At 67.1% G+C, this 20,266-nt stretch carries 15 protein-coding genes; 5 read left to right on the forward strand and 10 right to left on the reverse strand.

Annotated elements, in window-relative coordinates; translation table 11 throughout:
• Positions 1–5: 5 nt before the first annotated feature.
• The 3 genes from pyrH to rpsB all read right to left on the reverse strand — a co-directional run bounded on the left by pyrH (position 6) and on the right by rpsB (position 2,645).
• Entirely contained in the window at positions 6–722 is a 717-nt protein-coding gene (gene pyrH / locus ACTPOE_RS03315) for a UMP kinase (RefSeq protein WP_458870785.1), read from the reverse strand.
• A gap of 197 nt (positions 723–919) precedes the next feature.
• Positions 920–1,795, reverse strand: coding sequence for a translation elongation factor Ts (gene tsf / locus ACTPOE_RS03320; RefSeq protein WP_458870786.1), 876 nt, complete (start codon positions 1,793–1,795; stop codon positions 920–922).
• 97 nt (positions 1,796–1,892) lie between these two features.
• Complete coding sequence (gene rpsB, locus ACTPOE_RS03325) at positions 1,893–2,645, reverse strand: 30S ribosomal protein S2 (RefSeq protein WP_458870788.1); 753 nt, start codon at positions 2,643–2,645, stop codon at positions 1,893–1,895.
• 265 nt (positions 2,646–2,910) lie between these two features.
• Between rpsB and map the strand changes: the two genes are divergently transcribed.
• From map to ACTPOE_RS03340, 3 genes are read left to right on the forward strand one after another with little or no spacing between them, the layout of a single operon-like run.
• Positions 2,911–3,741 carry a type I methionyl aminopeptidase gene (map, locus tag ACTPOE_RS03330; RefSeq protein WP_458870789.1) on the forward strand — a complete coding sequence of 277 codons (831 nt, stop codon included), beginning with the start codon at positions 2,911–2,913 and terminating at the stop codon, positions 3,739–3,741.
• A 15-nt stretch (positions 3,742–3,756) separates the two neighbouring features.
• A complete protein-coding gene (locus ACTPOE_RS03335) occupies positions 3,757–6,399 on the forward strand; it encodes a [protein-PII] uridylyltransferase (RefSeq protein ID WP_458870790.1) in 2,643 nt (880 codons plus the stop codon).
• Positions 6,400–6,401: 2 nt separating this feature from the next.
• On the forward strand, positions 6,402–6,902 hold the full coding sequence (locus ACTPOE_RS03340; RefSeq protein ID WP_458872741.1) for a disulfide bond formation protein B: 501 nt from the start codon (positions 6,402–6,404) through the stop codon (positions 6,900–6,902).
• 52 nt (positions 6,903–6,954) lie between these two features.
• Here ACTPOE_RS03340 and purF read toward each other — a convergent pair whose 3' ends face one another.
• The 7 genes from purF to aceE all read right to left on the reverse strand — a co-directional run bounded on the left by purF (position 6,955) and on the right by aceE (position 17,629).
• Positions 6,955–8,457 (reverse strand): amidophosphoribosyltransferase, encoded by a 1,503-nt coding sequence (purF, locus tag ACTPOE_RS03345; RefSeq protein ID WP_458870791.1) that lies wholly within the window; start codon positions 8,455–8,457, stop codon positions 6,955–6,957.
• A gap of 15 nt (positions 8,458–8,472) precedes the next feature.
• A complete protein-coding gene (locus ACTPOE_RS03350; RefSeq protein WP_458870792.1) occupies positions 8,473–8,961 on the reverse strand; it encodes a CvpA family protein in 489 nt (162 codons plus the stop codon).
• Positions 8,958–9,791 carry an SPOR domain-containing protein gene (locus ACTPOE_RS03355; protein ID WP_458870793.1) on the reverse strand — a complete coding sequence of 278 codons (834 nt, stop codon included), beginning with the start codon at positions 9,789–9,791 and terminating at the stop codon, positions 8,958–8,960. The genes ACTPOE_RS03350 and ACTPOE_RS03355 overlap by 4 nt, the downstream gene beginning before the upstream one ends.
• Before the next feature lie 46 nt (positions 9,792–9,837).
• Positions 9,838–11,250 (reverse strand): bifunctional tetrahydrofolate synthase/dihydrofolate synthase, encoded by a 1,413-nt coding sequence (folC, locus tag ACTPOE_RS03360; RefSeq protein WP_458870795.1) that lies wholly within the window; start codon positions 11,248–11,250, stop codon positions 9,838–9,840.
• Positions 11,251–11,461: 211 nt separating this feature from the next.
• On the reverse strand, positions 11,462–13,228 hold the full coding sequence (gene lpdA, locus ACTPOE_RS03365) for a dihydrolipoyl dehydrogenase (protein WP_458870796.1): 1,767 nt from the start codon (positions 13,226–13,228) through the stop codon (positions 11,462–11,464).
• Between the two features lie 10 nt (positions 13,229–13,238).
• Positions 13,239–14,903 carry a dihydrolipoyllysine-residue acetyltransferase gene (aceF, locus tag ACTPOE_RS03370; protein WP_458870797.1) on the reverse strand — a complete coding sequence of 555 codons (1,665 nt, stop codon included), beginning with the start codon at positions 14,901–14,903 and terminating at the stop codon, positions 13,239–13,241.
• Positions 14,904–14,917: 14 nt separating this feature from the next.
• A complete protein-coding gene (gene aceE, locus ACTPOE_RS03375) occupies positions 14,918–17,629 on the reverse strand; it encodes a pyruvate dehydrogenase (acetyl-transferring), homodimeric type (protein WP_458870798.1) in 2,712 nt (903 codons plus the stop codon).
• Positions 17,630–17,893: 264 nt separating this feature from the next.
• Between aceE and ACTPOE_RS03380 the strand changes: the two genes are divergently transcribed.
• Together ACTPOE_RS03380 and ACTPOE_RS03385 are read left to right on the forward strand one after the other, a co-directional pair.
• Positions 17,894–19,645, forward strand: a complete 1,752-nt coding sequence (locus ACTPOE_RS03380; protein WP_458870800.1) for a PAS domain-containing sensor histidine kinase — start codon at positions 17,894–17,896, stop codon at positions 19,643–19,645.
• The gene (locus ACTPOE_RS03385; RefSeq protein ID WP_458870801.1) at positions 19,642–20,265 is read left to right on the forward strand and encodes a response regulator transcription factor; all 624 of its coding nucleotides are present in this window, start codon (positions 19,642–19,644) and stop codon (positions 20,263–20,265) included. Before ACTPOE_RS03380 ends, ACTPOE_RS03385 begins: the two co-directional genes overlap by 4 nt.
• Position 20,266 lies beyond the last annotated feature (1 nt).

Raw genomic sequence — 20,266 nt, forward strand, 5'->3', positions numbered from 1 at the left:
GATTCCTATACCTGAACCAGTGTGCCCTCGTCCTCGCCGCAGACGACGCGCCGGAGGGCTCCTGGTTTGTTGATCGAAAAGACCTTGATCGGCAGTTTCTGGTCGCGGCACAGCGCGAAGGCCGTGGCGTCCATGACTTCCAGGCGACGCACGATCGCCTCGTCGAAACTGATGCGCGAGTAGCGCGTGGCGTTCGGGTCCTTGTTGGGATCGGCGCTGTAGATGCCGTCGACCTTGGTGGCCTTGAGCACGATCTCGGCGCCGACCTCGGCCCCGCGCAGCGCGGCGGCCGTGTCGGTGGTGAAGAAAGGATTGCCGGTGCCGGCCGCGAAGACGACGACCTTGCCTTCTTCCAGGTAGCGCAGGGCCTTGGGACGGATGTAGCGCTCGACCACCTGGTCGATGTTCAGGGCCGACTGCACCCGGGCGTCGACGCCGTGGTTCTTCAACGCGTCCTGCAGCGCCAGGCCGTTCATGACGGTGGCCAGCATGCCCATATAGTCGGCCGTGGCCCGGTCCATGCCCTGGGCGCCCGGCGCCACGCCGCGAAAGATGTTGCCCCCGCCGATCACCACGGCCAGCTGCACCCCGAGGGACACGACGCCGTGGATTTCCTCGGTCATGCGAAGTATGGTCGCGCGGTTGATGCCGAAGGCATCGCCGCCCATCAGAGCCTCACCCGAGAGTTTCAGGAGAACGCGCTTGTAGGCAGGAGTTGACATGCAGGGTTCCTGGAAGGATAAATATTCAAAGCATAGAGCGGCATGAAGCCGGGAGCGCAGCCCCCGGCTTTGGGTACGCGCTGGCTCGGGCCCGTCAGGCAAGGCGCGATCCGCAGCGATAGCCTAGCTATCGCGAGGACTCGCAACGCCTCAGGCGGGCTCGGGCGCGATGCCATCGTACCCGAAATCAGCCGGGATCAGGAACCGCTGGCAGCCGCGGCGACTTCCGCGGCGAAGTCCTCGGACTTCTTCTCGATGCCCTCGCCCACCACGAACAATGCATAGCGATTGATGCGGGCGCCCTTTTCCTTGAGCATCTGCTCGACGGTCTGCTTGTCGTTCTTGACGAAAGGCTGCGACAACAGCGTGACTTCCTTCAGGAACTTCTGCACGGAGCCCTCGACCATCTTGGCGACGATCTCGGCCGGCTTGCCGGATTCGGCGGCCTTCTGTTCGGCCACGGAGCGCTCGGCGGCGATCAGCGCGGGGTCCACACCGTCGGCGTTCAGGGCGCGGGGCTTGGTCGCGGCGATGTGCATGGCCAGGTCCTTGCCGACTTCCTCGGCACCGGCGAAGTCGACCAGCACGCCGATGCGGCCGCCATGCACGTAGCTGTTCAGGCCGTCCACGGTATCGAAGCGCTGGAAGCGGCGCACCGACATGTTCTCGCCGATCTTGCCCACCAGGCCGGCGCGCACGGACTCGACGGTGCCGTCACCCAGGGCGCAGGCGTTCAGCGCGGTCAGGTCGGCCGGGTTGCGCTCGGCGACGATGCGGGCCAGGTCATTGACGAAGGCGATGAAATCGTCGTTCTTGGCGACGAAGTCGGTTTCGCAATTGACCTCGACCAGCGCGCCGCTCTTGCCGTCGGCGGCGATGTGCAGGCCAATCAGGCCTTCGGCCGTGATGCGGCCGGCGGCCTTGGAAGCCTTGCTGCCCAGTTTGACGCGCAGCAGTTCCTCGGCGCGGGCCAGGTCGCCCTCGGCCTCGGTCAGGGCCTTCTTGCATTCCATCATGGGCGCGTCGGTCTTCTCGCGCAGTTCCTTGACCATGGCGGCGGTGATTTGAGCCATTGTGTTCTCTCCTGTTCAATCAATGCGCGCGCCGACGGGGGCGCGCGACGAGTCCGCCGCCCATCGGCGGCGGGCCGGGACGGCGGAAGGCAGGAAATTATTCCTGATCCTGATCCTGCTCGACCTCGATGAATTCCTCGCCTTCGGCCAGTTCCTCGACCAGGCCGTTGAGGCTCTGCTCGCGCCCGGCCAGCACGGCGTCGGCCATGCCGCGGGCATACAGGGCAATGGCCTTGGAGGAGTCGTCGTTGCCCGGGATGACGTGATCGATGCCTTCGGGCGAGTGGTTGGTGTCGACCACGCCGACCACCGGGATGCCCAGGGTGCGGGCTTCGGCCACGGCGATCTTGTGGTAGCCCACGTCGATCACGAACAGCGCGTCGGGCAGCGTGTTCATGTCCTTGATGCCGCCGATGGACTTGTTGAGCTTGTCCATCTCGCGCGCGAACATCAGCGCTTCCTTCTTGGTCATGTGCTCGGTGGCGCCTTCGGCCTGCTGGGCTTCCATGTCCTTCAGACGCTTGATCGAGGTCTTGACCGTCTTGAAATTGGTCATCATGCCGCCCAGCCAGCGGCTGTCGACGTAGGGCATGCCGCAGCGCTGGGCCTCGGCCGCGACCAGTTCGCGAGCGGAGCGCTTGGTGCCGACGAACAGCACGTTGCCGCCGCGCGCGGCCACCTGGCGCACGAACTGGCTGGCTTCCAGGTATTTTTCAACCGTGCGTTCCAGGTTGACGATGTGGATCTTGTTGCGCTGGCCGAAGATGTATTCGGCCATCTTCGGGTTCCAGTAACGGGTCTGGTGGCCAAAGTGCACACCGGCTTCCAGCATTTCGCGCATGAGCGACATGAAAATTCTCCAAGAGGGTTTGGTCTTGTACCTGGCCAGTATCCGGGACTAACATGAGCGAAGCCATCGATCCATGAAGGAATCTCTTGACGCCTGAATCTTGACGCCTGAATTACCCGGGCCAGGGCCTTTCTCGACAGGCCCCAGGCTGGTTTCAGGCTCGGCTTCACCCGCGCAGACCGCGGACACCCTGTGCGGCCAGGCACGCTATTTACAGCTAAGCCTATAATTCTACTATTCATCTCGTCCACACAGCAAGCATCCCATGAGCCCAGTCATCACCGATCCCCACGAACTCGACCAGATGCGCGCCGCCTGCCAGGCCGCCGCCAGCATCCTGGACTACCTCGAACCCCACGTGCGCGCCGGGGTCACGACGGGGGAACTCGAACGCCTGTGCATGGACTACCTCACGAACACGCTGCACGTGAAGTCGGCCACCGTGGGCTACGCGCCCCCGGGCTATCCGCCCTTTCCCGCCTCCATCTGCATCTCGGTCAACCACGTCATCTGCCACGGCATCCCCGGCGACAAGGTCCTGAAGAACGGCGACATCCTGAACATGGACATCACCATCATCAAGGACGGCTGGTTCGGCGACACCAGCCGCATGTACTGCGTGGGCGAACCGTCCATCCTGGCCCGCCGCCTGATCGACACCACTTACGAATGCATGTGGCTGGGCATCGAGCAGGTCCGCCCGGGCGCCGCTCTGGGCGACATCGGCTACGCCATCCAGAAGCACGCCGAGGACGCGGGCTTTTCCGTGGTGCGTGAATACTGCGGCCACGGCGTGGGACGCCGCTTCCACCAGGATCCCCAGGTGCTGCACTACGGCAAGCCCGGCACGGGCATGCGCCTGGAACCGGGTATGATCTTCACGATCGAGCCCATGATCAACGCCGGCCGCCGCGAAATCCGCACCCTGGCCGACCAGTGGACGGTCGTCACGCGCGATCACAGCCTGTCGGCCCAATGGGAGCACAGCATCCTGGTGACCGACGACGGCTACGAGGTGCTGACGGTGTCACCCGGCATGCCGGCGCCCCCCGCCTTCGTCAAGGATGAGGCTGGACGCGAGGTGGGGAGCGCGTAGCGCCAAGGGGGCGCTATGAACCAGGAGAACGCCGACACGCACCGACCCGCCCTGGCTGGACTGCGCGTCCGGATGCAGGCGCGCCGGATCGAGGCCATCCAGTCCTGGCGCACGCACCTGCGGCCCGACACGCTGCTGTCCACCCTGCGGCGCATTGCCGATGATACCCTGCGCGGCCTGCTGAAGATCCACCCGCTGCCGGCCGGCGCCTGCGCGGCCGCTGTCGGAGGCTACGGCCGTGGCGAACTCTATCCCGGCTCGGACCTGGACATCCTGATCCTGCTTGAGCGCCCCCCCGACGCCGCCGCCCGCGAACGTATCGAGGCTCTGGTCGCCGCCCTGTGGGACATCGGGCTGGAGCCGGGCCTGAGCGTGCGTACCCTGGAACAATGCCGGCACGAGGCCGCCGCCGACATCACCGTTCAGACCTCCCTGCTCGAGGCCCGCTGGCTGGCCGGCGGCCGGTCGCTGTTCCAGCGCTTCCGCGAACGGATGCGGCAGGAGCTGGATCCCCGGGATTTCTACCTGGCCAAGCGCACCGAAATGCAGCAGCGGCATGCGCGCCATCAGGACACACCCTATGCGCTGGAGCCCAACTGCAAGGAAGCACCCGGCGGCCTGCGCGACCTGCAGGTGCTGTTGTGGCTGGCGCGCGCGGCCGGCCTGGGCACGACCTGGACCGCGGTGGCGCGTACCGATCTGCTGACCTCGGCCGAATTCCGCTCTCTGCGGCGGGCGGAACTGGCCTTCAAGCGCCTGCGCATCGAACTTCACCTGCTGGCCGGGCGACGCGAGGATCGCGTGCTGTTCGACCTGCAACCGCGCCTGGCCCGGGTCTATGGCTTCGCCGATCAGCCGCACCGGCGCGCCGGCGAACTGCTGATGCAGCGCTACTACTGGGCCGCCCGCGTGGTCTGCCAGGTCAACCGGCTGCTGATGCTGGCGCTGGAGGAACGCCTGTTCCCCCGCCCCCAGGACGAAGCCGTCGCCCTCGACGACGATTTCTGCATCCGCCGCGAGCGGCTGGCCCTGGTCCGCGCGGACGCCTTCGAACGCACGCCCAGCCTGTTGCTGAAGGTGTTCCTGGTCACGCAGCAGCACCCGGAACTACAGGGCATGGCGGCCGGCACCCTGCGGGCCATGTGGCACGCCCGCCACCGCATCGACCGCGCATTCCGCGACGATCCGGCCAACCGCCGCCTGTTCCTGCAGATCCTGCGCCAGCCGCGCGGCATCGTCCACGCCCTGCGCGACATGACGATGTGGAACATCCTGCCGCGCTACCTGCCCGTGTTCCGGCGCATCGTCGGCCAGATGCAGCACGATCTTTTCCACGCTTACACCGTGGACCAGCACATCCTGATGGTGGTTCGCAACCTGCGGCGCTTCACCATGCCGGAGCATGCCCAGGAATACCCTCTGGCCAGCCAGTTGATCGCCGACCTGGATGACCACTGGCTGCTGTACGTGGCGGCCCTGTTCCATGACATCGCCAAGGGACGCGGCGGCGACCATTCGCAGCTGGGCGCCGCCGAGGTCCGCCGCTTCGCCCGCCGCCACGAGCTGCCGCGCGAATCCGTCGAACTGCTGGATTTCCTGGTGCGCGAGCACCTGACCCTGTCCCAGGTGGCTCAGAAGCGCGACCTGAGCGATCCCCGGGTGATCCACGAGTTCGCCGCGCGGGTCGGATCCCGGCGCCGGCTGGCCGCCCTGTATCTGCTGACCGTGGCCGATATCCGCGGCACCAGCCCCAAAGTCTGGAACACCTGGAAGGGCAAGCTGCTGGAGGACCTCTATCACCGCACGCTCGCGGCCCTGGGGGGCGAGCAGCCCGACACCCGGACCATCCTGGCCCTGCGCAAGGACGCCGCCGCGGCCGAAATCCGCCGGATGGGGCTGCGCGACGACAGCCGCGATGCCTTCTGGTCGCAACTGGACGTGGCCTATTTCCTGCGCCACGACGCCAACGAGATCGCCTGGCACACGCGGCACCTGTACCATTGCTTCCAGGGGCCGGACCCGGTCGTGCGCGCCCGCGTCCTGGGCCAGAGCGAGGCCCTGCAGATCCTCGCCTACGCGCCCGACCGGCCGGACCTGTTCATGGACATCTGCACCTATTTCGACCGTCACGGCCTGAGCATCCAGGACGCCCGCATCCATACCACGCGCCAGGGCTGGGCGCTGGACAGCTTCATCGTGCTGCTGCCCGAGCACGACCGCGACTATCGCTCCCACGCCTCCCTGATCGAACATGAGCTGCGCGCCGCGCTGACCGACGGCCCGGCCGCGCGCCGGGACGCCCCGGCACCGCATCCGGGGTCGCGCCGATCCCGGGCCTTTCCGATCATGCCCAGCGTCACGCTGCAGCCCGACGAACAGGGCGGCAACTGGCGACTGTCGGTCACGGCGGCCGACCGCGTCGGCCTGTTGCACGACCTGGCCCGGGTGTTCGCCCGCCACGACGTCGGCCTGAAGATGGCCAAGATCATGACCCTGGGCGACCGGGTGGAGGACATCTTCGTCCTCGACGGCCCCGGCCTGGAGCATCCTCGCGGCCAGATGCAGTTCGAGCGCCAGGTGCTGGAAGCGCTGGGCGCGGCGGCATCCGACATTCCCCCTCCTTTTTCCTCGACGAACCCGACCACGCCTCCACCATGATCCTGACCCGCTCCGACCGTCTCCTGCGCCTCGTCGCCCTGCTGTGCCTGGCCGCCGTGGGCTTCGCCCTGATCTCGCAATATGCGTTCGGCATGAAGCCCTGCGCCTGGTGCGTGCTGCAGCGGCTGATCCTGCTGGCCACCGCCGCCGCCTGCGGGCTGGCGGGCATGGGCTGGGGGCCGGCCATCGTGCGCCGCATCGGTGCGGCAGTGGCAGCCATCCTGGCCGCGGGCGGCGCCGTCGCCGCCTGGTATCAGTACAACGTGGCCTCGCAGATGTTTTCCTGCGCGCAGACCTTCGCCGATCGCTTCATCACGGCATCGGGGCTGGACGCCGCCCTGCCCTGGCTGTTCGGCATCTACGCGAGTTGCATGGACGCCCGTGTCAACCTGCTGGGCGTGGAATACGCGCTATGGGGCCTGATGCTCTTCGTCGTCTGCGCCGTGCTGGCGCTGGCCGCGCTGTGGATGAGCCCGGACGCTGCTCAGTCCCCTGCGGACTGAGCAGCGCCTGGCGAATCGGAGCGCCTTGCAAGGCGCGACGTGGGGAGTGGACTCAACTTTCGTCCTCGGTCGCCGCCATGGCGCCGGAGCGTTGCGGCAGTCCCCGGGTGCGGCTCAAACGTTCCAGATAGGCGTCGTCGATGTCGCCGGTGACGTAGCGGCCGTTGAAGCAGGACGATTCGAAGGACCGCATGACCGGATTCAGGTCGCGCAGGGATTGCTCCAGATCGTCCAGATCCTGGTAGACCAGGCCGTCTGCGCCGATCTCGCGGGCGATCTGCGCCTCGTCCCGTCCGGTAGCGATCAGTTCCGCCTGGGTCGGCATGTCGATGCCATAGACGTTCGGATAGCGAACCGCCGGCGCCGCCGAGGCGAAGAAGACCTTGTTCGCGCCCGCTGCCCGGGCCATGTCGACGATCTCGCGGCTGGTGGTGCCGCGCACGATGGAATCGTCGACCAGCAGGACGTTCTTGCCGCGGAATTCCATGTCGATGGCGCTCAGCTTCTGGCGCACGGATTTCTTGCGCACAGCCTGGCCGGGCATGATGAAGGTGCGGCCGACGTAGCGATTCTTGATGAAGCCCTCGCGGTAGTTCAACCCCAGGCGAGCGGCCAGCTGCATGGCCGACGGCCGCGAGGAATCCGGAATCGGCATGACCACGTCCACGTCGCCCAGGCGCAGCGACTTGGCGACCTTGTCCGCCAGGTATTCCCCCATGTGCAGGCGCGCGTCGTAGATCGAGACCCCGTCCATCACGGAATCCGGCCGGGCGAAATAGACGTATTCGAAGACGCAGGGGGTTTGCTCCAGGCCGGGGTCGGCGCAGGCCTCGGCGCTCAGTTCGCCGTCCTCCGTGATCACGACGGCCTCGCCGGGCGCGATGTCGCGTACCAGAGAAAAACCGCTGCCGGTCAGGGCCACGGACTCGGAGGCCAGCATCCATTCGGGACCGGATTCCGTGTCGTTTCGCCCCAGGCACAGGGGCCGGATGCCGTGCGGGTCGCGGAAGGCCACCAGGCCGAAACTGCTGATGTCGGCGATGACGGCGTAGGCGCCCTTGGCGCGCCGGTGCACCGCGCGCACGGCCTGGAACACCGCGTGCGCGTCCAGGGTGACGCCATTGGACGCCTGCTGCAGTTCGTGGGCGAAGACGTTGAGCAGGACCTCGGAGTCGGAATTGGTGTTGATGTGGCGCCGATCGTGCTTGAACAGGGACTCGCGCAGTTCGCGCCAGTTGGTCAGGTTGCCGTTGTGCACGAAGGTGATGCCGAATGGCGCGTTCACATAGAAAGGCTGGGCCTCGTCCACGCTGGCGCTGGAGCCCGCCGTGGGGTAGCGCACCTGCCCCAGCCCCCTGTTGCCTGGCAGCGCCCGCATGTTCCGCGTGCGGAACACGTCGCGCACCAGGCCGTGGGCCTTGTGCATGCTGAAGAACTGGTCGTGCGCGGTGGCGATACCCGCCGCGTCCTGGCCCCGGTGCTGCAGCAGCAGCAGGCTGTCATAGATCAGCTGATTGACGGGGCCGCGCCCCATCACACCCACGATTCCGCACATAAGAATGAATTCCGGCTAATAGGGAAGCAGTTCCGCCACCTGGGTCGGCAGCAGTGATTTGACGTGTTGGAAGCCTCGGACGGCCGCGGCCGAGGTGCGCGCGTCCCGCCACCAGGGTTCCTGGGGAAGCTGGGTGTAGCCCGCCAGACCCACCAGGGCCAGGACCAGCACCACGCCGCGCACCGCGCCGAATACCGCGCCCAGGCCGTGGTCGGCCGGCGTCAGGCCGGTGCGGTCCACCAGCGCGCCCAGCGCCATGTTCAGCAGGCCGACCAGCAGCAGGGCCAGGATGAAGATCGCCCCATAGGCGGCCAGCGTGCGTAGCAGGCCGTTGTCGATCAGGCCCAGCAGCCAGTCCGACGCCGCCGGCCCCCACCAGATGGCGGCCACGAAGGCGGCGACGTAGGCGACCAGTGACAGGACTTCGCGCAGGAAGCCGCGCAGCAGGCCGATCAGGGCCGAAACGGCCACCACGGCCAGGACGAAGTAGTCGAAGCTGGTCACTTGCCGGAGATCAGGCCGTTCTGGTAGCCCAGGGCCCGCAGCCGGGTCTGGGCCGCCTGGGCGGCCTCGTGGGAGCCGAAGGGCCCCACCCGCAACCGGTAGACGGTGCGGCCGTTGGACTGGCCGCGCTCGACGTAGGCGTCGGTGACGCCGGCCTGGCGCAGGCTGTCGCGCCGCGCCTGGGCGTCCTGCTCGGTCGTATAGGCGGCGACCTGGAGATAATAGCGGCCCCCGGCGGCGGGCCGGGCTTCGGACCGGGCCGCGGGCGGCGTCTTGCCGGCCAGCAGGGCCAGGGCGACGGAGCCGTCGTCGGTGCGGTCGGCCGGGGCACGGCTGGAAGGCTTGTCCGTGCTTGGGCGCTCGGCGGTCCGGGCAGGCTCGGCGGCAGGCTTTTCACGCGGGAGCTCGGGCTGGGCCCTGGATGGCTCGGCGGGCGCGGGTTCGGACGCGGCGGCCGCTGGCGGCTGACCCTGAGGAGCGGATGTCTGAGGTGGTTCGGCAGGTTCGGACGCGGCGGAGGCCGCCGTGTCGGCCGGACGCTCGTTCTGGACCTGGCCGCCCGCCGCGGCGGCATCGGGCTGGGCGACGGAGGGCTCGGCCGCAGATGGCAGGCCGGCGACCGGCGCGGGCACCACGATCGGAGCGTGCGTGTCATCGGGAACAGGTTCGTCGAACAGCCAGGGCACGACGATGAAGGCCGCCAGCACCAGCGCCAGGGCGCCAATCAGGCGGCGGCGGGCTTTCACGCGCAATTCGCGGAGCTGGGCCTCGGTGCCGGCGGATCGCGCCGCCGCGCGTTGTCCCGTTTCGGTTCCCTTGCGAAAAAACATCGTGCAGCCAACCCATCAAAAGTGGCGGATCGGCCTCCCGGCCCGATCAGGCTAGGACATCCCGGCCTTCGCGGCGCAGGACTTCGAGCACCGGGCCGACTGTGGCAAACGATCCGAACACGAGGATTCTATCATTGTCGGTCGCCAGTCTCCTGGCCTCGGCAAAGGCTTGTTCCGGACTGTCAAAAGTCGAAACCTGGACGTCCCGGGCGGCCACAGCGGGCCGGGGCGCGGCCCGCACGCCGGGCTTGTGCTCGCCCGTGGGCCGGACGATCTCGCTGGTCTGGGCGATGAAGGGATCCGCGGGCGCCTGATCGCCGCCGATGCGGCGCACGACGGCGGCCAGATCCTGGGCGGTAGTGCCGCGCGGCCCGCCCAGCGTGGCGCACAGCCAGCGGTCCACGCGCCGTGACAGGCGCGACAGCGTGGCTTCGATGTCCTTGTCGCGCAGCATGCCGACCACCGCGTAGGTGTGCGGATAATGGCCCATGCTGTCCAGGTTCTGGCCCAGCGCCGAGGCCGCATGCGGATTGTGCCCCACGTCCAGAATGGTGGCGGGCAGCCCGGGCAGAATTTGCATGCGTCCCGGCAGGCTGACGTGCAGCAGGCCCTGGCGCACGTCCTGCTGGGTGACCACCAGGCGGTCGCGCAGGGCCTCCAGGGCGGCCAGGGCCGCCGAGGCGTTCAGCAACTGGTTGGCGCCGCGCAGGGCGGGATAGCCCAGCGCGTTGCGGCGCTGCGAGCGGCCGCCGTAGGCCCATTGCTGGCGATCGCCGGAATAATTGAAGTCGATCCCGACGCGCCAGAGATCGGCGCCGATCGCATCGGCGTGGTCGATCACGGTTTGCGGCGGGATGGGATCGGCGCAGATCGCGGGCCTTCCGGGCCGGAAGACATGGGCCTTCTCACGGCCGATCGCCTCGCGGGTATCGCCCAGATACTGCATGTGGTCCAGATCCACGCTGGTCAGGATGGCGCAATCGGCATCGATCAGGTTGACCGCATCCAGCCGGCCGCCCAGGCCGACTTCCAGCACCACGACGTCCAGCCTGGCAGCCTGGAACAGCAGCAAGGCCGCCAGCGTGGTCATTTCAAAATACGTCAGGGTGACGCCCTCCCGGGCGGCCTCGACGCGCTCGAGCTGGGCCACGATGTCCGCGTCGGAGGCTTCCTCGCCGTTCACGCGGATGCGCTCGTTGAAGCGCAACAGATGGGGCGAGGTGTACTTGCCGACCTTGTAGCCCGCGGTGAGCAGCATGGACTCCAGCATGGCGCAGGTGGAACCCTTGCCGTTAGTACCGGCCACGGTGATCTTGACACAGTCCAGGGACAGGGCCAGGCGGCCGGCCACGGCGCGGGTGCGGTCCAGGCCCAGATCGATGGCTTTCGGATGCAGGGTTTCGAGGTAGGCCAGCCAGTCGGCGAGCGCGGCGCCCGGGGCGGGAGCGGAGAGGGACATGAGTGGACTTCGACAATGAAAAACGGCAGGTGCCGATATTAGCACCTGCCGTCTGGAGACTCGCCGGACAGCCCTACCGCCCGCAAGGAAGCCTATCGCCGCCTGGATGAGCCCGGCCATGGGCCAGTCCCTTGCGGACTGGCTCATGGCCTGGTGAATCATGGCCTGGTGAATCCGAGCAGCCCGCGGGCTGCGCGGCGTGGAGGTCCTTTTACTTCTTCCGCGCGGGCGGCACGTCGGTGCAGTGGCCATCGGCGACTTCGGCGGCCATGCCGACCGATTCCCCCAGCGTCGGGTGCGGGTGGATGGTCTTGCCGATATCCACGGAATCCGCGCCCATCTCGATCGCCAGGACGATCTCGCCGATCAGGTCGCCCGCGTGGGTGCCGACGATCCCGCCGCCCAGGATGCGGCCGGTTTCCGCGTCGAACAACAGCTTGGTGAAGCCCTCGTCGCGGCCGTTGGCGATGGCGCGGCCCGAGGCCTGCCAGGGGAACAGGCCCTTCTTGACGGTGATACCGTCCTTCCTGGCGGCTTCCTCGGTCAGCCCGACCCAGGCCACCTCGGGATCCGTATAGGCCACCGAGGGGATCACGCGCGCGTCGAAGAAGGCCTTGTGGCCGGCGATGACCTCGGCGGCCACGTGGGCCTCGTGGACGGCCTTGTGCGCCAGCATGGGCTGGCCCACGATGTCGCCGATGGCATAAATGTGCGGCACGTTGGTGCGCATCTGCTTGTCCACGGCGATGAAGCCCCGGTCGGACACCGCCACGCCGGCGTTCTCCGCGCCGATCTTCTTGCCGTTGGGCGAGCGCCCGACGGCCTGCAGCACCAGATCGTAGCGCTGGGGTTCCTTGGGGGCGGATTCGCCCTCGAAGGTGACCCAGATGCCGTCTTCCTTGGCTTGCGCCCCCACCGTCCTGGTGTTGAGCATGACGTGGTCGAAGCGCTTGGCGTTCATCTTGTCCCAGACCTTGACCAGGTCGCGGTCCGCGCCGGTCATCAGGGTGGGCAGCATTTCCACCACGTCCAGGCGGGCGCCCAGCGCGGAGTAGACCGTGCCCATTTCCAGGCCGATGATGCCGCCGCCGACGATCAGCATGCGCTTGGGCACCGATTTCAGGGCCAGCGCACCGGTGGAGTCGACGATGCGCGGATCGTCCGGCAGGAACGGCAGCTTCACCGACTGGCTGCCGGCCGCGATGATGGCGGAGGCGAACTTGACCGTGGCCTGGCCACCGTCCGCCTTGGCCACCGTCAGGTGGTGCGGATCGGCGAAGGTACCCACACCCTGGATGACCGTGACCTTGCGGGCTTTGGCCATGCCGGCCAGACCGCCGGTGAGCTTGCCCACCACCGAGTCCTTGTAGCCGCGCAGCTTGTCCAGATCGATCGCCGGCTCGCCGAAGGCGATGCCGTGGGCGGCCAGGGTCCTGGCCTCTTCCAGCACGCCAACGGTGTGCAGCAGGGCCTTGGAGGGGATGCAGCCGACGTTCAGGCAGACCCCGCCCAGGGTGGCATAGCGTTCCACCAGGACGACCTTCAAGCCCAGGTCGGCGGCGCGGAAGGCGGCCGAATAGCCGCCGGGACCCGCGCCCAGCACCAGGACGTCGTATTCGCCGTCGGCCGCGCCGGAGAACTGCGCGGGCGCCGGGGCCGGGGCCGCCGGAACGGGCGCGGCGGCGGCCGGAGCCGGAGCCGGAGCCGAGGCGGACGCGGCCGGAGCGGACGTGGCGGCGCCGGCCGCCTCGACGCGGACCACGGCCGTGCCCTGGGAAACCTTGTCGCCCAGCTTGACGAGGATTTCCTTGATCACTCCGCCCTGCTCGGCCGGGATTTCCATGGAGGCCTTGTCGGACTCCACGGTGATCAGGCTCTGCTCGGCCTGGATGGTGTCGCCCACGTTGACCAGGATCTCGATGACTTCGACCGCGTCGAAGTCGCCGATGTCGGGGACGTTCAGATCGATGAGGCTCATGCCGTCCCCCTTACAGGATGATGCGGCGGAAGTCCGCCAGCAGGCCAGCCAGATAGGCGTTGAAGCGCGCGGCGGCGGCCCCGTCGATCACGCGGTGATCGTAGGACAGCGACAGCGGCAGCATCAGGCGCGGCTGGAAGGCCTTGCCGTCCCAGACCGGCTGTATGGCCGAGCGCGACACGCCGAGGATGGCGACTTCGGGCGCGTTGATGATGGGCGTGAAATCCGTGCCGCCGATGCCGCCCAGGGACGAGATCGAGAAGCAGCCGCCCTGCATCTGCGAGGGCGAGAGCTTGCCCTCGCGGGCCAGGGCGGCGAGTTCGGAGGTTTCCGCTGCCAGTTCCATCACGCCCTTCTTGTCGGCGTCCCGGATCACCGGGACCACCAGGCCGTTGGGCGTGTCGGCCGCGAAGCCGATGTGGAAGTAGTGCTTGAGCACCAGGTTGTCGCCGTCCAGCGAGGCGTTGAATTCCGGGAATTTCTTCAGTGCGGCGACCACGGCCTTGATCAGGAAGGCCAGCATGGTGACCTTGGCGCCGGACTTCTTGTTTTCCGCATTCAACTGCTGGCGCAGGGCTTCCAGTTCGGTGATGTCCGCCACGTCATTGTTGGTGACGTGCGGGATCATGACCCAGTTGCGGTGCAGGTTGGCGCCGGAGATCTTCTTGATGCGCGACAGCGGCTTGGTCTGGATTTCGCCGAATTTGGCGAAATCGACCTTGGGCCAGCCCAGCACACTGAAGCCGCCGCCCGCCGGCACGGTCGAGCCCACGGGGCTGGAGCCGCCGGTGGACAGGGCCTGCTTGACGTAGGCGCGCACGTCGTCGGCGGTGATGCGGTTCTTGGGGCCGCTGCCGGTGACCTGGGTCAGGTTCACGCCCAGTTCGCGGGCGAACTGGCGCACCGAGGGCGAGGCGTGCGGCAGGTTGCGCAGGGGCACATCGGCCTCGGCGAAGGACGCCGTCGGCGAGGTGCGCTCCGGCGCGCTGGAGGCCATGGGGGCCGCCGCCTGAACGGGAGCCGGTTCTTGAACCGGAACCGGGGCCGGGGCCGCAGCCGGCGCGGCGACGGCCGGGACCTGGGACGCGCCGCCAGCGGTTTCCACCACCAGGATTTCCCCGCCCTGGGAGACCTTGTCGCCCAGCTTGACCTTCAGTTCCTTGACCACCCCGCCCACCGAGGCCGGGATTTCCATGGAGGCCTTGTCGGACTCCACGGTGATCAGGCTCTGCTCGGGCTGGATGGTGTCGCCCACGGCGACCAGGATCTCGATGACCTCGACCGAGTCGAAATCACCGATGTCGGGCACGACCACGGACTGCGTGCCGCCTCCGGCGGCCGGAGCGAGGGCAGCGGTCTGGGCCGGAGCGGCCGGAGCCGGTACGGCGGCCGGAGCCGATGCGGCGGCCGGGGCCGATGCGGGTGCGGCGGCGCCCGGGGCCTCGACATCCAGGATGACCGAGCCTTCGCTGACCTTGTCGCCCAGCTTGACCTTGACCGCCTTGACCACCCCGCCCTGAGAGGCCGGAATCTCCATGGAGGCCTTGTCCGACTCGACCGTGATCAGGCTCTGTTCGGCCTCGATCGTGTCGCCCGCCGCCACCAGGATCTCGATCACCTCGACCGAGTCGAAGTCGCCGATGTCGGGGACCTTGATTTCCACGATATTGCTCATGTTGTTCGTCCTCCTCAGGCGTGGTGCGGGTTGGCCTTGTCGGAATCGATGCCATACTTGGCGATCGCCTCGGCGCACTTCTTGATGTCGATGGCGCCTTCGTCGGCCAGGCTGCGCAAGGCGGCCAGGACCACGAAATGACGGTCGATCTCGAAATGCTTGCGCAGTTCGGAGCGGAAGTCCGAGCGGCCGAAGCCGTCGGTCCCCAGGACCTTGAGGTGGCGACCGTTCGGCACGAAGGGGCGGATCATGTCGCCGTAGGCCTTGATGTAATCGGTGGAGACGATGATCGGGCCCTGGGTGCCCTTCAGCTGGCGGGTGACGTAGGACTCACCGGCCGGCTCGGCCGGATGCAGCAGGTTGTGGCGCTCGACGTCCAGTCCGTCGCGGCGCAGCTCCGTGAAGCTGGTCACGCTCCAGACGTCCGAGGTCACGCCCCAGTCCTTTTCCAGCAGTTCCCGGGCCGCCAGGACTTCGCGCAGGATCGTGCCCGAACCCATCAGCTGGACGTGGGTCTTGGCGGGCTTGGCGCTGGCCTGGAGCTTGTACATTCCCTTCAGGATGCCTTCCTCGTCCCCGGCCTTCAGGCCCGGCTGGGCGTAGTTCTCGTTCATGACCGTGATGTAGAAGAACACGTCTTCCTGGTCATGCATCATGCGCTGCAGGCCGCTGCGGATGATGACGGCGACCTCATGCGCGAAGGCCGGATCGTAGGCCACGCAGTTCGGGATCAGGGATGCCTGGATGTGGCTGTGCCCGTCTTCGTGCTGCAGGCCCTCGCCGTTCAGCGTGGTGCGGCCGGCCGTGCCGCCCAGCACGAAGCCGCGCGCCAGCATGTCGCCCGCCGCCCAGGCATGGTCGCCGAAGCGCTGGAAGCCGAACATCGAGTAATAGATGAAGAACGGGATCATGATGCAGTTGCTGACGGAATACGACGTCGCCGCCGCGATCCACGAGCTGAAGCCGCCGGCTTCGTTGATGCCTTCCTGCAGCAGCTGGCCGTTCTCGGCCTCGCGGTAGTACATCACCTGGCCCTTGTCCACCGGCACGTACTTCTGGCCTTCGGGGGCGTAGATGCCGATCTGGCGGAACAGGCCTTCCATGCCGAAGGTGCGGGACTCGTCCACCAGGATGGGCACCACGCGCGGGGCGAGGTCCTTGTCGCGCAGAATCTGGTTCAGTACCCGCACGAACGCCTGGGTCGTGGAGATCTCCCGGCCCTCGGCGGTGGGTTCCAGCACGGCCTTGAAGGTGTCCAGGGGCGGCACCGGGAGGGACTGGTCGGCCTTCCGGCGGCGATGCGGCAGGTAGCCGCCCAGCGCCTTGCGGTGCTCGTGCAGATATTTCATCTCGGGAGAATCTTCCGCCGGCTTGAAGAAGGGGATCTCATCGAGCTTGTCGTCTGGAATGGGAATGTTGAAGCGGTCGCGGAATTCGCGCACCGAATCGACATCCAGCTTCTTCTGCTGGTGGGTGGGGTTCTTGGCCTGGCCGACATGGCCCATGCCATAGCCCTTGATGGTCTTGGCCAGGATGACCGAAGGCTGGCCCTTGTGGCCGGCGGCGGCGGCGAAGGCCGCGTAGACCTTGTGCGGGTCGTGCCCGCCCCGGTTCAGGCGCCAGATGTCCTCGTCGCTCATGCGGCTGACCATCTCCAGCAGCTTGGGATGCTTGCCGAAGAACTTTTCACGCACGAACTTGCCGTCGTTGGCCTTGTAGGCCTGGTATTCGCCGTCCACGGTCTCTTCCATGATCCGCCGCAGGATGCCTTCCTTGTCGCGGGCGAACAGGGGATCCCAGTAGCCGCCCCAGATCAGCTTGAGCACGTTCCAGCCATTGCCGCGGAAAGCGCCCTCGAGCTCCTGGATGATCTTACCGTTGCCGCGCACCGGACCGTCCAGGCGCTGCAGGTTGCAGTTGACGACGAAGATCAGGTTGTCGAGCTTCTCGCGCGAGGCCAGGCCGATGGCGGCCAGGGTCTCGGGTTCGTCGATCTCGCCGTCGCCTACGAAAACCCAGACCTTGCGCTGAGCCGTGTCGGCCAGTCCGCGGGCGTGCAGGTATTTCAGGAAACGGGCCTGGTAGATGGCCATCATGGGCCCCAGGCCCATCGACACCGTCGAGAACTGCCAGAAATCGGGCATCAGTTTCGGGTGCGGATAGGAGGACAGCCCCTTGCCCTTGCCGCCGACTTCCTGGCGGAAGTAATTCAGGTTTTCCTCCGTCAGGCGGCCTTCGAGGAAAGCGCGCGAATACATGCCCGGAGACGAGTGGCCCTGGAAATACACCAGGTCTCCGCCGTGGTCGGGTGATTCGGCGTGCCAGAAATGGTTCTGGCCGCATTCGATCATGGTCGCCAGCGAGGCGAAGGAGGCGATGTGGCCGCCCAGGCTGCCGCCGTCGGCGGGCTCGACCTTGTTGGCCTTGACCACCATGGCCATGGCGTTCCAGCGGATGTAGGAACGGATGCGCTCCTCGAGAACCATGTTGCCCGGGTGCGCCGGCTCCAGCCCCGGGGGGATGGTGTTGACGTAAGCCGTGTTCAGCGAATAGGGAATGTGGGCGCCGCTGCGGCGGGCCAGGTCGATCAGGCGCTCGATCAGGTAGTGGGCGCGCTCCGCGCCCTCACGATCGAGGACCGCTTCCAGCGCATCGATCCATTCCTGGGTTTCCTGCTGATCGACGTCCACCGTCGCCGCGTCGTGGACATGTTCGAGAGAGGACATGGTGTGTGTCTCCTGTGGTGTGGTTCGATGACGCGACCACACATCGCGCCAGCCCGATGAAGAGAGGGGGGACATGCGCCGGCGGCACTGCAACGGAAGCCCCGGGCGCGGACGCGCCCCGGGAGCCGGCACTTGCAGCCATTCTAGGAAAGACCCTGCGCCAGCACAAGCAAAATTTCATTAGATGATATGTATTTTTATTATGTGAAAAATTGAATGCGGTTTTCACGTCTAAAATGATGCAATCGCGATACCCTCACGTCCATGGCCTCCCCGAATCGCAAATCCCTGATTCCGACGACGTTCTACGAGCATGCTCGCCACAGCCGCCGTCTGTACTGGCTGACGCCGGCGGTCGTACTCGTGCTCTATCTGTGCGTCATGGGCGCCTTCATCTGGCTGCAGCGTCTGCAAAGCGACAGCGTGATGTTCGTCACCATCGACCAGGAAACCCGCCAGCAGCGCCTGATGATGGTGGTGTTCGCCCTGTCCCTGGTGATCGTCTTCAGCCTGCTGGCGCTGTGGCGCTACACGCGCTTCCGCACCCAGGCCGAGGCCGCCCTGATTGCCGAGACCGGTTTCCGCCGCGCCATGGAGAACTCCATGTCCACGGGCATGCGCGTGTTCGACATGCAGGGCCGTATCGCCTACGTGAATCCGGCTTTCTGCCGCATGATCGGCTGGAACGAGGCCGACCTGATCGGCCGCACCGCTCCCTTCCCCTACTGGCTGCCGGGGCGCCACGACCACCACCGTGAAACCCTGGCCCAGTTGCTGTCGGGACGCACCCCCAGCAGCGGCCTGGAAATCGAGGCCCAGCGGCGCGACGGCTCGCGCTTCACCGCGCGCATGTACGTCTCGCCCCTGCGCGACCCCAAGGGCGAGCAGATCGGCTGGATGACCTCTATGACCGACATCACCGAGCCCAAGCGCATCCGCGAAGCCTTGACCGCCGCGCACGAGCGCTTCATGACCGTGCTCGAAGGGCTGGACGACGCGATCTCCGTCGTGGCGGACACGCCCGAAGGCCTGGAGCTGCTGTTCGCCAACCGCACCTACCGGCGCCTGTTCGGCGCCCAGACCGGCGGCCACGCGGAACTGCTGGGCGGGCGCCTGGGCCGCTTCACCGACGAGACCATGGAACTGTTCTCGGCCACGGCCCAGCGCTGGTTCGAGGTCCACCACCGGATGCTGGCCTGGACCGATTCCCGCCGCGTGCGCCTGCAGGTGGCGCGCGACATCACCGAACGCCGCAAGCACGAGGAAGAATCCCGCGTACAGCAGGAAAAGGCCCAACTCACCAGCCGCCTGACCACGATGGGGGAAATGGCCTCGTCCCTGGCGCACGAGTTGAACCAGCCGCTGACAGCCATCAGCAATTACAATATGGCGGCCGTCGCGATGATCAAGTCGGGCAAGGCCTCGCCCGAATCCCTGCTCCAGGCCCTCGAAAAGGCCTCCCAGCAGGCCGAGCGCGCCGGCAAGATCATCAGCCGCATCCGCGAATTCGTGAAGCGCAGCGAGCCGCGCCGCCAAGCCGTGGGACTGGGGCGGATCGTGGAAAACGCCGTCGGCTTCGCCGACATCGACGCTCGCAAGCGCCGCATCGAGATCGTCCAGAACCTGCCCGACCCCATGCCCGAAGTCCTGGCCGACCCCATCCTCATCGAGCAGGTGCTGCTGAATCTGCTGAAAAACGGCGTAGAGGCCATGGAACACAGCGAATGTCGCAGCCTGCACGTCCGGATCACCGACCAGCATCCCCTGATCGAGATCGCCGTCATCGACCGCGGCCACGGTCTGCGCAATCCGGAAAGGCTGTTCGAGCCCTTCTACAGCACCAAGTCCGAAGGCCTGGGCATGGGCCTGAACATCTGCCGCACCATCATCGAATCGCACCACGGACGCCTGTGGGCCAGCCCCAATCCGGAAGGCGGGACCATCTTCCGCTTCACCCTGCCCAAGGCCCCGCCGCGTCCCCAGACCACGGAAATCACGGAGGAACAGCACGCATGAGCGACATCCAAATCCCCAGCACCATCTATATCGTCGACGACGACGAGGCGGTCCGCGATTCCCTGCGCTGGCTGCTCGAGGCCAACGGCTACGCCGTGCGCAGCTTCGCCGGCGCCGAGGAATTCCTCGCCGCCTACGATCCCGAACAGGTCGGTGTCCTGATCGCCGACATCCGAATGCCCGGCATGAGCGGCCTGGAACTGCAGGAATCCTTGATCGCCCGCAAGGCTCCGCTGCCCATCGTCTTCATCACCGGCCACGGGGACGTGCCGATGGCGGTCTCCACCATGAAGAAAGGCGCCGTCGATTTCCTGGAAAAACCCTTCAACGAGGCCGATCTGCGCGCTCTGGTGGCCGGCATGCTGGAACAGGCTCGCGAGCGCGTGCGCGAGGCTCACGCCCAGCGCGACCAGCAAGCCGTGCTCGGACGGCTGACGGCTCGCGAGCAACAGATGCTGGAACGCATCGTGGCCGGCCGCCTGAACAAGCAGATCGCCGGCGACCTGAACATCAGCATCAAGACCGTCGAGGCCCACCGCGCCAACATCATGGAAAAGCTCGAGGTCACCACTGTGGCCGACCTGATGAAGATCGCCCTGGCCCGCGCCGAGGAAGCCTGAC

Source organism: Castellaniella sp. WN (assembly GCF_054457555.1).